Here is a 13,921-nt window from a genome sequence, read left to right as displayed (position 1 = left end):
CTAGGAGTCCGCCAGTTGAGTACTGCCGCCACCAAGCATCCGACGACGCCGGCCACCGGCACGGCGCCGAACTCGCGTGCCCTCGCTATTGCCCCGTCGGCTTTGATGCTGCCGGGCAGTCTGGGCAATATCGACAGCTACATTCAGGCTGTCCATCGCATTCCCCTGCTTTCCGCCGAGGAAGAGCAGTCGCTCGCCAAGCGCCTGCGTGAAAGCGACGACCTTGAAGCCGCCCGTCAGCTCGTGCTCTCGCACCTGCGTCTGGTGGTATCGATCGCGCGCAATTACCTCGGCTACGGCCTGCCGCACGCCGACTTGATTCAGGAAGGCAACATCGGCCTGATGAAAGCCGTCAAGCGCTTCGACCCGACCCAGGGCGTTCGGCTCGTGTCGTACGCCATGCACTGGATCAAGGCCGAAATTCACGAATACGTGCTGCGCAACTGGCGCACGGTCAAGGTCGCCACGACCAAGGCCCAGCGCAAGCTCTTCTTCAATCTGCGCAGCCAGAAGCAAGGCCTCCAGGCATTCACGCCGGAAGAGATCGATCAGGTCGCACGCGATCTGAACGTCAAGCGTGAAGACGTCATCGAGATGGAAACGCGTATGTCGGGCGGCGATATCGCCCTCGAAGGTCACAGCGACGACAGCGACAGCGCGAGCTTCGCCCCCATCGCCTATCTGGCCGACTCCCATCAGGAGCCGACCGCCGTGATCGCCGCACGCGAGCGTGACCATCTGCAAAGCGACGGCCTGCAAACGGCACTCGGCCGTCTCGACGCACGCAGCCGCCGCATTATCGAAGCACGCTGGCTGTCGGTTGCCGACGACGGTAGCGGCGGCGCCACACTGCACGAACTGGCCGACGAATTCGGAGTCTCCGCCGAGCGGATTCGCCAAATTGAAGTCGCCGCCATGAAGAAGATGAAAGGCGCGCTGCAAGCCTACGCATAATGCGTTGATTGGGATGTCCAAGATGGCGTGACACATTGCCACACGACATTTCCTGTCGCCACCTGTCGGAGATGACCGGCAGCCAAGCCCCGTGAAACTCACGGGGTTTTTTTTTAACTTCGAAAGTTCGCAATTGGATTCGTATTGGGCGGCCGAGTCCATCGCAAGCCAGGACTAGCATGGCTTTCCGCCCCGGATTTTGACCGGATACTGGCCAATTTTCTGACCAGTCAAATTGAAATGGGATGCGCCGCAGATGAAAATCCAAAGCACCTTTGACGGTCCCCCCCCCGAATTCGTCACAAACCAGCGAACCTCGAGCGACGCTAACCGCCAGACGCTGACGGTCTTTACAGGTACGGCGAACATCCAGGGCAATAACCATGTGCCCTGAGCGATGAAAAGGGGGCGCTTTTCAATTCATCATTCACTCACGCCAATGAACATCACCCCCCACGCAAACCAATCCCATTACCCTCAAAATAATGATGGTGAGCCGGCCGCCGAACAGGCCGACGGCAAAGAAAACAACAGCACCTCGACCGGAACCGCCGCAAGAAGTCCGGAAATCAATTCGAACAACACAGGCGGGACTCAATCCACGCCGAACAATCCCCCGAGTTCGAATTCGACGCAAAGCACCGCATCCATTCTGGCCGAAATGGATGCAAAAAAATCTGCACCTTCCAATAGCGCGGAACAGTTTCGCTACACGCCGCCGCAAACAAGCACCATCAACATAAACATCGACACGAATGGCGATGTTCAAATTCCAGACTATTCACTGTCCACATCAGACGAAAAAAGAAAAACCAGCCCCAAGACAGAAGATCAAAAACTTGCATATAACAACCTTGCTGCAGCGGCAAAATCGGAGTCATCGGATTCCTCGAAGCTGTTCGACGCCACCAAAAATTTCGTCAAATCAATGGGGCTGGACAATCACGAGGTAATGATTAACATCTCGAATGATGCAGGCACCAAAAAAGAAGTTGATCAATTTACAAAAGCCGCGGTTGGAATTGTTTACACGCCTTACAAAATATACTCCACCTACTCCAGCATAGATGAGGCCAAGAATCTTCTTACAAAAACGGATGTTCTGGACAACGCAAGTGGAAAAATTGAAGTCGGTACGCTAGACAAAGTAAAGGCGAAAATCGGGAAAGCCATATCCGACAACACTCCGGAATCAATAAAGAAATTCGCCAATGATGCTTCAGCCTTAAAGGAAGAAGCATCGAATTGGTATAACAACAATCCGAATGCGAAGATCTTCCTCAAGGCTGGCAACATTGTCTACGGGGCATACAACATCGTAGGCGGAACCATCGATATGTATGATGCGAAGGATCGTGAAGCATTTGCCAACGGTGCGATAAACGTTGCGAGCGGCAGCGTGGCGGTCTTTAGCAGCTTCGCTGAAATCGGTGCGGTTTTCGGCGTGGGCGGGTCCGTGTTGCCCATTGTTTCAGCTTCGGCTGGCGTGGTGGGTTTTGCGCTATTCGCTGCAGGACACGCGATCAACACTGCCTCCATGATCAACGATCAAAATAACATTAAAAAATCCGATCACTCTCATGAAGAGTTCAGCTATGAGTCGGAGCAAGTCAAAAAGGCAGAAATCTATCTTGAAGAAAAGTCCGACAAACTCCCCGGCGAGATAAACAATCTGGAAACGCAGTACGGCATAAAAATCGGAAACGTCTACACCAACAACAACAAATCGGACTACCTCAACTCAGTCAACTCGGATGGAAACAGCTCGCACGGCAAGGAGCCGAATGGATCGAATGCACCAGGCAACGACCACTCAGCATATCTGCATTTGGATTTGAACTCCCGTCAATCGCAGTCTTCCGGCAGAAATGAGAAAGAAGGTGAGGGTTGGCAGGCCGCAAATGGCCAAGAAATCTCAAAGCAATATGGCTATTCTCACAGCACGCTCTTTAGTGGCTCCGCTAACATCGATACGCACACGCAACAAACCGGCTCGCCCTATCTGAAACACGGCGTGGCCGACGGCGAGGGCGCCAACCTCATTGTCATTGACGAGAATGAAGTCACTCCACCCAAAGAGAAAAAATACCCTGTAATTGCCGACACCGACAGGAAAGATTCAACCAACGATGGCCATCAGATGGTGCGAAAGCAATTCGACACTTATTTCAATTACCGTGCGAATTCCGAGTACACTCCGTACCCTCGTTCCCGACAGGGGCAATCCAAGGCTGGCGTAGCTGCGGACAATGTCTTTACCAATACCATCAATTACGCAATAGACGCTTACAGCAAAAATCCAGAAAAATCAGCACTCCCACCCGTGCCGCAGTCCGACGACCCCAACGAATGGTGGAAGTTCTTTGTGGACACTTCAAATCTCAATAGCAAGAACGGAAAGACGATACACGCCAACGATTTGAAAACAGTTCACAACCTGACACGGAATGAGCGCATGGAGGGAATGAAATCTGCGATACAGTGGACGAATAAAAATCGAAACATCAATATTGCGGAAAACAACCACCTCGCAAGAACGGAAACGGGGCGATTCCTTCGCGACGTAATTCGAACGGATATCGCTAGCCGAGACGGCAATAAACTTCGGGAACGCGCCCCCGGAGAAAGCGCACGCTCGTATGTTGACGGGTCTATCCAGGACTTGAGCGATCGAGGGCATGTTTCGGATGCGTGGGCGAAAACTCAGCGTGAGAATCTGAGCAGGATCGGCGACCGGGAGCTTGAGTTGACAATCAAGCCGTCAGTTTTGATGACATCCTATGAACTCAGCTTGCGGGAAGGCGAGCGCTATACGAAAAGCAAACAAACTCCCGACAACGATCCAAATCCGCACGCAGCCAATCCGGACGCGTTCTCCCGATCCATTGTCACTGACAATTCAAAACAAACTGTTGTCGACATGAAGAATGTCTACCATGACACACAGATTTATACGATCGGTGAGAAGGACATCGTCAGGCTCGGGAACGTGCGTTCCAACGTGACCATTCATGTTGGCGGCCACTCAGACGTCAAAAAGAATGAGAGTTTCCTTGAACTTACTGACGGCCAACAGGTGACGCGCACTGAATGGAACCAGAATTCCGGTCATTCAGCAGTACTGCATTTGTCGAATGGCCGGTCTATTGAGCTGCGTGCAAGCGACAAGGAACGACTGGAACGATTCCTTAGCAAGACTCAACTCCCTGGCTGATCAGGCGGGACGAAGTCGATAACGGCGCGCGCATTTTTTCGCCCCGGCGGAGCTCGACCGCCGATGCGCGCCATGAAGCACCGTATCGCGACGCCTTCGGGGTCGAGCCGATCCGCCGGGTGTGGCGGATCGCCCCGTCGGGCTACCCCCCCTTATGCCACAAGGCGTCGCAACGGCTTCCACCGTGCCTCGACGCAACACCCTGACAAGAATCACGCATCATTTGTGCGCGACTTGATACATCGCAAGGTCGTGCGGCAGACCGCTCGATAGAATCGGCTCGTACGTGGCCATGCTGCGTGCGAAGGACGGCCCGGGGGCCGTTCGCTGCGCCGGACCCTTGTCTCGAATCCGCTTCTCATCCGCCGTGACCACAACGGCAGATCCGCATCGAACCAGCGTCATCTGCGTGTCATCCGCCCCCGCGCTGCGGTTTGACATTTTCAAGCGATAAGGCAAAATGCGCCGGAAGTCGACGCTGTTCCCGACAACACGACTTTCGACGCCAGGAGCCGTCACGGATGGACACCCACTCTCCTAGCAGTCTGAAGCCGCCCGCCACGGCCGCACCCGCTGCCGCGTCGCCCGGCAACGCGACGACCGCCTCGGGCTTGCTCGCCTGGATGGCCCGGCGCTGGCGCACCCGCCCGTCCCGTTTCGCCCTCGAAATCCTGATCGTCCTCGCGATCAAGGTAGTACTCCTGTTTATTCTGAAGCACGCGTTCTTCGACGCCCCGATGGCCAAGCATATGCAATTGCCGCCGGATGTCGTGGCCCGCGCCCTGATCGGGCCGCAGGCAGTCGAAGCGCAGTCCTCCACCCAAAGTCAAGGTGTCCGCCATGATCAGTAGCGAAGTCGTTGACCTCTCGCGCTTGCAGTTCGCCATAACGGCGCTGTATCACTTCCTGTTCGTCCCGCTCACACTGGGCCTGTCGTGGCTGCTCGTCATCATGGAATCGGTTTACGTGATGACCGGCAAGCAGATCTACAAGGACATGACCCAGTTCTGGGGCAAGCTCTTCCTGATCAACTTCGCGATGGGCGTGACCACCGGTCTCACGCTCGAATTCCAGTTCGGCACCAACTGGGCTTACTACTCGCATTACGTCGGTGACATCTTCGGCGTGCCGCTTGCCATCGAAGGGCTGATGGCATTCTTCCTCGAAGCCACGTTCGTGGGCCTGTTCTTCTTCGGCTGGAACAAGCTCTCGCGCATCGGCCACCTGGCGACGACCTTTGCCGTGGCGCTCGGCTCGAACCTGTCGGCCTTGTGGATTCTGGTGGCCAACGGCTGGATGAACAATCCGATCGGTGCGCATTTCAACTACGAAACCATGCGCATGGAGCTCAACAGCATCTGGGAAGTGGTCTTCAACCCGGTGGCGCAGGTGAAGTTCGTGCACACGCTCTCGGCCGGTTACGTGACCGCCGCCATGTTCGTGCTCGGCATCTCCGCGTGGTATCTGCTCAAGCGTCGCGACGTGCCGTTCGCCCTGCGCTCCTTCGCGGTCGCGGCGGGCTTCGGCCTGGCGTCCACGCTCTCGGTGATCGTGCTGGGGGACGAATCGGGCTACACCACGGGTGAAGTGCAGAAGGTCAAGCTCGCCGCCATCGAAGCGGAATGGGAGACGGCCAAGCCGCCCGCATCGTTCACGCTGTTCGGTTTCCCGAACCAGAAGGAAGAACGCACCGATTACGCAGTGAAGATTCCCTGGGCGATGGGCCTGATCGCCACGCGCTCGGTCGACACGCCGGTGATCGGTCTCACGCAATTGCGCGACGAACACAAGGAAAACATCAAGCGCGGCATGCTCGCGTTCGCGGCGCTCGAAAAACTGCGCGGCGGCGATACGTCGCCGGCCGTGCGCGCCGAGTTCGACAAGTACAAGGACGACCTCGGCTACGGCCTGCTGCTCAAGAAGTACACGCCGAATGTGGTCGACGCCACGCCGGAGCAGATCCACATGGCGGCCAACGATACGATCCCGCCGGTCGCGCCCGTGTTCTGGTCGTTCCGCATCATGGTCGGCCTCGGCTTCCTGTTCCTCTTCACGTTCCTGTGGGCCTTCTGGCTGTGCGCACGACGCCGCCTGCTCAAGCCGCGCTCGGCCTGGTTCCTGCGCTGGACCGTGTGGGCCATTCCGTTGCCATGGCTCGCCGCCGAGTTCGGCTGGATCGTCGCCGAAGTGGGTCGTCAGCCGTGGACCATCGCGGGCATTCTGCCGACGCATCTCTCGACGTCGTCGCTCTCCGCGAGCGACCTGTACATGAGTCTCGCGGGCTTCATCATCTTCTACACCGCGCTGCTCATCATCGAAATGTTCCTGATGGTGAAGTACGTCAAGCTCGGCCCGTCCTCGCTGCACACCGGCCGTTATCACTTCGAGACGGAAGCCCCGCACGGTAGCGCGGTCGCTAGCGATCGTCAGGCCGCTTCGGTCTGATCGTCAGGGAGAAACCACATCATGATGATCGATTACACCGTACTCAAGCTGATCTGGTGGGTGCTCATCGGCGTGCTGCTGATTGGCTTCGCCTTCTTCGACGGCTTCGACATGGGCACCGGTACGCTGCTGCCCTTCCTCGGCAAAACCGACGCGGAGCGCCGCGTCATCATCAACACTGTCGCGCCCACCTGGGAAGGCAATCAGGTCTGGTTCGTGACGGCGGGCGGTGCAATGTTCGCCGCGTGGCCGCTCGTCTACGCCGCGGCGTTCTCGGGCCTGTACTGGGCGCTGCTGCTCGTGCTCTTCGCGCTGTTCCTGCGACCGGTCGGCTTCGACTATCGCAACAAACTGCCCAGCGCGCGCTGGCGCAATTCGTGGGACTGGGCACTGTTCGTGGGCAGCACGGTACCGTCGCTGGTGTTCGGCGTGGCCTTCGGCAACCTGTTGCTCGGCCTGCCGTTCTCGTTCGACAACACCCTGCGCTCGACATACACCGGCTCCTTCTGGGCCCTGCTCAACCCGTTTGCACTGCTGTGCGGGCTGGTGAGCCTGCTGATGCTGCTCACGCACGGTGCGGCCCACCTGCGTATGAAGGCCGACCCGCTCGTGGCCGCGCGCGCCGGACGCATCATGCGTTTCACCGCACTCGGCACGCTGCTGCTGTTCCTCGTGGCAGGGGCGCTCGTCGCCACGCATGTCGACGGCTTCGCCATCACGCAAATGGGCGCGACCGACTCGCCGGCCAACCCGCTCATGAAGCAGGTCACCACCGGCCCCGGCCTGTGGCTCACGAACTATCACACCTATGCGTGGATGATCGCAGCGCCGGTCGTCGCCTGCGTGTGCGCACTGCTCGCGGCGCTGCTCGCCACCAGCCGTGCCTACGCGTGGACGTTCGTCATTACCGGCCTGATGATGGCCGGCATCATCCTGACCGCCGGCTTCTCGATGTTCCCGTTCGTGATGCCCTCGGCCACCGCGCCGGGCAGCAGCCTCACGGTCTGGGACGCCACATCGAGCCAGCTCACGCTGCAAATCATGCTCATCGCCGTGATCGTCTTCCTGCCTATCATCCTGCTCTACACCGGTTGGGTGTATCGCGTGATCCGGGGCCGCGTGACGATCGAGGCGGTCAACGACAACCCGCACACGATGTACTGATCAAGGAGTCGCGACATGTGGTACTTCTCTTGGATTCTCGGCCTTGGCCTCGCGCTCGCGTTCGGCATCATCAATGTGATGTGGTTCGAAGCGCATGACGATCTCGAACGTCGCAGCCAGGAAGGCAACTGAGTCCGGCAACGCTCGCTGGCGTCACCGGACGCCCATCCCGATGCAGAAACAAAAATCGCGCCTCCAGGGGCGCGATTTTTATGGATGGCGACGACCGGCGATGCACCGGCCAGGAAGACGACGGCCTTAGCTCAGCAGCGTCTTCAAATCCTTGGCCATCGCGTCGACCGGCTCGTCAGGGCGCATGAACAGGCGCAACTGGCCGTCCGGATCGAAGACGTAAATGCCTGCCGTGTGATCGATGGTGTAGTTGTTGGGCGTCGAGCCCTCGACCTTGTTGACCACGACACGGAACGACTTGGTGACTTCCTTGAGCGCCGCGTCGTCCGCCGGGCGCAGGCCCACGAACGCCGGGTTGAACGCGGGCACGTACTGGCCCATCAGCTCCGAGGTATCACGCTGCGGATCGACGGTCACGAAGAGCACCTGCACGCGTTGCGCGTCGTCCGGGCCGAGCTTCTGCATCACCTGATTGAGTTCTGCCATCGTGGTCGGGCACACGTCCGGGCAATGCGTATAGCCGAAGAACATCACCACGGCTTTGCCCTTGTAGTCGGCGAGCGTACGCGTCTTGCCCTGCGGATCCTGCAACGAGAAATCCTTCGCGAATTCCTTGTTGCCGGTGATATCGAGACTCTGGAACGTCGGACCCGCTTTGCCGCACGCGGCGAGAAGCACAGTGAGCCCCATCAGCAACATCGCGCGGCGCAACCAGATGACAGCAAGATTCATGAACGAATGACCCCAGAACGTATGGAAAAAACGCCTTCCGAAAATACAACAGGCGCGCCGGTCAAGAATACCGTAACGCGCCTGTCGTCGTGACTCACCCTGCGGCGGGCGAAGCGAGCGTGTACTCGCTCGTCGTGGCCGCTTAGCCCAGCAGGTAGATCTGCACGTAATGATCGACCAGCAACGCCGCGAACAGCAGCGAGAGGTAGACGATCGAATAGCGGAACATCGAGCGCGAGAGCTCGTCGGAATAATTGCGCCACAGCTTGACCGCGTACCCAAGGAAGATGCCCGAGAGCACCACCGCCGAGACGAGATACAGATAACCGCTCATGCGATGCGCGAACGGCAGCAGCGACACCGCGAACAGCACAACGCTGTACAGCAGGATCTGCAAACGCGTGTACTTCTCGCCGTGCGTGATCGGCAGCATCGGCAGCCCCGAATTCACGTAATCCTGACGGCGATAGAGCGCGAGCGCCCAGAAGTGCGGCGGCGTCCAGACGAAGATGATGAGCACCAGAATCCACGCATCGGCCGGCACGGCGCCGGTCGCCGCGGCCCAGCCGAGTGCCGGCGGCATCGCACCGGACGCTCCGCCGATCACAATGTTCTGCGGCGTCGAGGGCTTGAGGATGATCGTGTAGATGAGCGCGTAGCCGACGAACGTGGCCAGCGTGAGCCACATTGTGAGCGCGTTGGTGAACGTATAGAGTACCACCATGCCGGCAGCACCCAAGATCGTCGAGAAGACGATGATCTGCCAGGGCGCAATCTCGCCGCGTGCGGACGGGCGCCACGCGGTGCGGCGCATGAGGGCGTCCACGCGCTGTTCGATCAGGCAATTGACGGCGAAAGCGGACCCGGCGAGCAGCCAGATACCGATGGTGCCGCCGATCAGCACCTGCCACGGCACCATGCCGCGCGTGGACAGGAACATGCCGATAACGGCACAGAAGACGGCGAGCTGCGTCACGCGGGGCTTGGTCAACGCCCAGTACTGCGCGATACGGCTAGCCGGCGGATGGGGAAGGGTCGTGCTTTTCATACACTCAGAGGGCAATGCGCTACGCCGGGCCAGTCGGGGCGCCGAGCGCAGCAGCCGCCGGCTCCGCGGTGGAGAGAGGCTTCTGGCGGGCCGGAAGGTCTGCCTGATCGCTCAGGCCGGCCGCAACAGGCGCCGCGTTGGCAATACTTGCGGCGCGAATGCGGTAGTTTAACATGACAAGCAATAGCAGCAGGACCGCCGCCCCGCCGTTATGAGCGATGGCGTTGAGCAACGGCCATTGGAAAACAATGTTCGACAATCCGGTCGCGAATTGCACGAGCACCAGTATCAATACCAGAATCGAGAGCTTTCTGAGCGCGGCATGACGTCGCAGCCGGCTCGCCAGCCACGCCAGATAGAGCACCACAACCACCGCAAACGTCCGGTGCACCCAATGGATCGCCACGAGCGCGTCCATCGGAATCACCTCGCCACCCGCTGTCTTGCCCAGCTCGCGCCACAGCCGGAAGCCGTTGTGGAAGTCCATCGACGGTATCCATTGCCCCTGACACGTCGGGAAGTCGGTACATGCCAATACAGCGTAGTTGGTGCTCACCCATCCGCCAAGGGCAATCTGAAAGACGAGCAACGCCAATCCGAAAAGCGCCGCCCAGCGCCAGCGCAAGGCGCCGGGGTCCGCCGCCACGCTCGCCAGCGGCATCTGACGCGACGCCAGCCACGCGAGCGACCCTAGCAGAGTGAGCGCCAACATCAAATGGATGGAGACGATCACCGGTTGCAGCTTCATCGTGACCGTCCACGCGCCGAACGCCCCCTGCACACACACCAGCACCAGCAGCCAGGTCGCCAGCCACGGCGACTGCCTGAGCTCACGGCGCTTGACCCATGCCATCACCATCAAGGTGATGATGAGCACGCCCACGGCCATGGCGAAATAGCGATGAATCATCTCGATCCACGCCTTGACGAACGTGACCGGCCCGGTCGGCAGCAGCAACTGCGCGGCGTGAATGTCGGCATGCGCGGCGAACGGCGACGACGTGCCGTAGCACCCCGGCCAGTCGGGGCAACCGAGGCCCGAATCCGTCAGCCGCGTGAAGCCGCCGAACATGATCAGGTCGAGCGTGAGAAAGGTCGTCACCCAGGCCAGTTTGCGGTACTTGTTCGCGTCGCGGCGCAGGAGCACCCAGCCGAGCGGCAGCACCGCGATACACAGGCCGATGAAGCCCAGTTCCAGAAGGTAAAGCATCGGTTTTGCGTCAGTTCTTCGTCATGTCCGGCGCACAAGGGCGCTCGGTCCTGCTTGTTTCGTCAATCGGCGAGAGGACATTCCCCCCGGCGCCTCAACCCGTCCCCGACCACTTGAGCAGTCGCGACAGGTCGCTCTTGATCCTGCCCGGGTCGGCGTTCTTCGGGAACGCCATCATCAGGTTGCCCAGCGGGTCGACCAGATAGATGTGATCACGCAGGCCCGTGCCCTCTTGCGTCGGCAGCCACGAGGCCAGCGCCACCGGATCGGCACGCAGACGCCGCGTATCCGCATAGGCGTCGTCGATCTTCTGCGCCACGGCCGCGCCGTCCGTCACCAACCACAGCGTTTCCACCCGCGTACGCTCATTGCCCTGAAGTACGCGGATCTGCCGCATATAAAAGAGCTTGCTCACGCAATTCTCGTCGCACTCAGCGGTATCCGCGCTGATCATCAGCCACTTGCCCTGAAGCGACGACAACGGCAGGTTCTCCCCTGTCTCATCATCGTGCACGATCAGCGCGGGCAGCGGCCGCTGCGGCTCGATCAGCTTGCCGTACGCCGACGTGCCGCCCTGCGGCTTGAAGACGTAATACATCAGATACGCCGCGATGGCCGGGGCGGCGCACACCACGAAGAGCAGCACCAGCATGCCCCGCGCCCGGCGTCGCTGTGCCGGGTCGATGGCGGGACTGCCTGCGCCTGCGGGGCTCGCGGCGCGCCCCTGCGTCCTCATATCTGCACTCATATTCGCCTCATGCCCGCTTGAAGTGATCGGTGGCTTTGGCGAGCCGGCGTCCGCGCCGATACGCCAGACGCAGCCCCAGCAGCGCCAGGATCAGCGACATGCCGAACCACTGCGCCATGTAACCATAATTGCGATCCGCGCCGCTCGCTGGCGCAGGCCAGTCGCGCAGCAGGTGATCGCCCGTGTCGTTCGTCTGCATGATGACGAACGGTTGCAGCGGTAGCGACGTCTCGCGTGCGTAATCCGCGACATCGAGATTCTGACGAATCGTCAGCCCTGGCGCCGAACCGCCGTGCCCCAACTCGAAAGCACGCGACGGATCGGGCGCGGCAATCCCTTCGACGGTGACGTCGCCCGCCGGGGTCGCATACGGCATGATCGACACGCGGTCGCGCAGGTCGCGCGGCAGCCAGCCGCGATTGACAAGCACCACGTGGTCCGGCGCGACCTGCAACGCCATCACCACGTAGAAACCGGGCAGTTCGTTACGCGGACGATTGTCCAGATACACCACGCGGTTTTGCAAAAAGCGGCCGGTCACGCGTACGCGGCGATTCGCCACGTCGCTCAGCGAATAGGCCTGTGCGCCCAGCGCCAACACCGGCGCACGCTCGGCTTGCTCGATCTGCGCCTGACGCGCCAGGCGCATCTGTGCGCGCTGATACTGCCACACGCCAAGCGCCGCGGTGAGCATCACGCTCAACAGGATCAACAGCGCCGGTACCGGTCGCATGCCACGCATGAGGGTTTTCAACACATCCGTTCCTTGTCTGGCTACCGTTTGATCGCGCAGGACACTTGCCGTACACACTGCATTGCAGCGTGCCAGCCGGTGTGCGTTGCCCGATAATGACGAATTCCCGTCATCGGACAGATCATGCGCATCATCGTTGCCATCGCCTTCGTCCTGATTCTTGGCAGTCTGGCGTCCGCATTGTTTTTCATGATGCGGGACAAGGGCCGGTCAAATCGCACCGTACATTCACTTATGGTGCGCGTCGGCCTGTCGGTGACGCTGTTCCTGCTCATCCTGTTCGCCAACTGGATGGGCTGGATTCACAGCACGGGCATACGATACTGAGTCCCGCGCGGCCCTCCTGCGGCAAATCGCCGCACCCCATCCCTTGTCTGCGTCGTCACCCCGGATTCGGCAACGTCACGCCGATTGCGCATTATCCCAACGACAAGTGCCGACGCCAGCCATCGGCACGCAGCGCTCCGGCGTCCCGGCCGATGACAACCGTGCGACATAAGGCCGCATTTCGCGTCGTCAACGTCATCCGGCCCCGGAATGCCCCTACTGCCCTATCCGGCAAGCACCGTCCCTGCAAATGCAAACGCCGCCGGAATCCGGCGGCGTCCCCAAACGTTCGACGAGATCGGCGTCAGAGCCAGTAGACCACGACATACAGCCCCAGCCAGACCACGTCCACGAAGTGCCAGTACCATGCGGCGCCTTCGAAACCGAAGTGGTGCTCCGGCGTGAAATGCCCCTTCATCAAACGCACCAGCATGACGGAGAGCATGATCGCGCCCAGCATCACGTGAAAGCCGTGGAAGCCGGTGAGCAGGAAGAACGTCGAGCCATACACGCCCGAGGTCAGCTTCAGGTTCAGTTCGGTGTAGGCGTGGTGATATTCATACGCCTGAAAGCCGAGGAAAACGAAGCCCAGCACGACGGTGGCGAACAGCCAGAAGATCGCGGTGCCACGATGATTCGCACGCAGCGCGTGGTGCGAGATCGTGAGCGTGACGCCCGACGTCAGCAGCAGCGCGGTGTTGAGCGTGGGGATCGGCCACGGGCCCATCGTCTCGAAGGCGTCGACGACACCCGCCGGGCCGGTGTTGGGCCACACGGCGCTGAAGTCGGGCCACAGCAGCTTGTTGTCCAGATCGCCGAGCCACGGCATCGCCAGCGTACGTGCGTAGAACAGCGCGCCGAAGAACGCCGCGAAGAACATCACCTCGGAGAAGATGAACCAGCTCATGCCCCAGCGGTAGGACACGTCGATGCGCTTGCTGTACAAACCGCCCTCGGACTCGGCAATCGAGTCGCCAAACCAGTTGCGCAGCACCCACAGCACCCACAACAGGCCGGCCAGCGCCGTCCACGGTGCCCACGATTGTCCGTTGACCCACGCGGCGGCCGATCCGAGCACCACCAGCAGGCCAATACTGCAGCTCACCGGATGGCGCGAGGGGGCCGGCACGAAGTAGTAAGGCGCCGTTTGGTGTTGACCACTCATTCTTATCTCTCCAGGCTTGGTTCTCTTT

The 13,921-nt window shown here is 60.2% G+C and carries 13 protein-coding genes, 1 pseudogene and 1 other annotated feature; of the genes and pseudogenes, 8 read left to right on the top strand and 6 right to left on the bottom strand.

Annotation, left to right across the window (positions count from 1 at the left end; genetic code table 11):
• Positions 1–15 precede the first annotated feature (15 nt).
• The 7 genes and pseudogenes from rpoH to cydX all read left to right on the top strand — a co-directional run bounded on the left by rpoH (position 16) and on the right by cydX (position 7,909).
• Complete coding sequence (gene rpoH / locus ACIPHM_RS06240; RefSeq protein ID WP_400325642.1) at positions 16–954, top strand: RNA polymerase sigma factor RpoH; 939 nt, start codon at positions 16–18, stop codon at positions 952–954.
• A gap of 439 nt (positions 955–1,393) precedes the next feature.
• Positions 1,394–4,168 carry a hypothetical protein gene (locus ACIPHM_RS06235; RefSeq protein WP_400325639.1) on the top strand — a complete coding sequence of 925 codons (2,775 nt, stop codon included), beginning with the start codon at positions 1,394–1,396 and terminating at the stop codon, positions 4,166–4,168.
• Positions 4,169–4,192: 24 nt separating this feature from the next.
• Positions 4,193–4,365 (top strand): annotated as a pseudogene (locus ACIPHM_RS06230) (IS3 family transposase); the annotation flags it as partial.
• Positions 4,198–4,305: a sequence feature (AL1L pseudoknot), on the top strand. It overlaps the preceding pseudogene by 108 nt.
• Before the next feature lie 324 nt (positions 4,366–4,689).
• A complete protein-coding gene (cydP, locus tag ACIPHM_RS06225; RefSeq protein WP_400325637.1) occupies positions 4,690–5,019 on the top strand; it encodes a cytochrome oxidase putative small subunit CydP in 330 nt (109 codons plus the stop codon).
• Positions 5,009–6,613 (top strand): cytochrome ubiquinol oxidase subunit I, encoded by a 1,605-nt coding sequence (locus tag ACIPHM_RS06220; RefSeq protein ID WP_400325635.1) that lies wholly within the window; start codon positions 5,009–5,011, stop codon positions 6,611–6,613. Before cydP ends, ACIPHM_RS06220 begins: the two co-directional genes overlap by 11 nt.
• Before the next feature lie 27 nt (positions 6,614–6,640).
• On the top strand, positions 6,641–7,777 hold the full coding sequence (gene cydB, locus ACIPHM_RS06215) for a cytochrome d ubiquinol oxidase subunit II (protein ID WP_400326528.1): 1,137 nt from the start codon (positions 6,641–6,643) through the stop codon (positions 7,775–7,777).
• 15 nt (positions 7,778–7,792) lie between these two features.
• Positions 7,793–7,909, top strand: coding sequence for a cytochrome bd-I oxidase subunit CydX (cydX, locus tag ACIPHM_RS06210; RefSeq protein ID WP_023597792.1), 117 nt, complete (start codon positions 7,793–7,795; stop codon positions 7,907–7,909).
• Between the two features lie 126 nt (positions 7,910–8,035).
• Here the strand turns inward: cydX and ACIPHM_RS06205 are convergent, their stop codons facing one another.
• From ACIPHM_RS06205 to ACIPHM_RS06185, 5 genes are all read right to left on the bottom strand, one after another.
• Positions 8,036–8,641 (bottom strand): SCO family protein, encoded by a 606-nt coding sequence (locus tag ACIPHM_RS06205; RefSeq protein WP_400325631.1) that lies wholly within the window; start codon positions 8,639–8,641, stop codon positions 8,036–8,038.
• A 142-nt stretch (positions 8,642–8,783) separates the two neighbouring features.
• Positions 8,784–9,689, bottom strand: a complete 906-nt coding sequence (gene cyoE / locus ACIPHM_RS06200; RefSeq protein ID WP_400325629.1) for a heme o synthase — start codon at positions 9,687–9,689, stop codon at positions 8,784–8,786.
• A 19-nt stretch (positions 9,690–9,708) separates the two neighbouring features.
• Positions 9,709–10,899 carry a heme A synthase gene (locus ACIPHM_RS06195; protein ID WP_400325626.1) on the bottom strand — a complete coding sequence of 397 codons (1,191 nt, stop codon included), beginning with the start codon at positions 10,897–10,899 and terminating at the stop codon, positions 9,709–9,711.
• A gap of 94 nt (positions 10,900–10,993) precedes the next feature.
• Positions 10,994–11,635: an SCO family protein gene (locus ACIPHM_RS06190; protein WP_400326525.1), complete on the bottom strand. Its 642-nt coding sequence runs from the start codon at positions 11,633–11,635 to the stop codon at positions 10,994–10,996.
• Positions 11,636–11,654: 19 nt separating this feature from the next.
• Positions 11,655–12,380, bottom strand: coding sequence for an SURF1 family protein (locus ACIPHM_RS06185; RefSeq protein WP_400326522.1), 726 nt, complete (start codon positions 12,378–12,380; stop codon positions 11,655–11,657).
• A gap of 144 nt (positions 12,381–12,524) precedes the next feature.
• Here ACIPHM_RS06185 and ACIPHM_RS06180 point away from each other — a divergent pair, with 144 nt between their 5' ends.
• On the top strand, positions 12,525–12,728 hold the full coding sequence (locus tag ACIPHM_RS06180) for a twin transmembrane helix small protein (protein WP_023597799.1): 204 nt from the start codon (positions 12,525–12,527) through the stop codon (positions 12,726–12,728).
• 304 nt (positions 12,729–13,032) lie between these two features.
• Here the strand turns inward: ACIPHM_RS06180 and ACIPHM_RS06175 are convergent, their stop codons facing one another.
• Entirely contained in the window at positions 13,033–13,893 is an 861-nt protein-coding gene (locus tag ACIPHM_RS06175) for a cytochrome c oxidase subunit 3 (RefSeq protein WP_400325621.1), read from the bottom strand.
• Positions 13,894–13,921: the final 28 nt, after the last annotated feature.

Source organism: Pandoraea sp. NPDC087047, assembly GCF_044745225.1.
Taxonomy (GTDB): Bacteria; Pseudomonadota; Gammaproteobacteria; order Burkholderiales; family Burkholderiaceae; genus Pandoraea.
The sequence above is the reverse complement of the archived record's forward strand: the minus strand, read 5'-3'. Positions and strand labels throughout refer to the sequence as shown.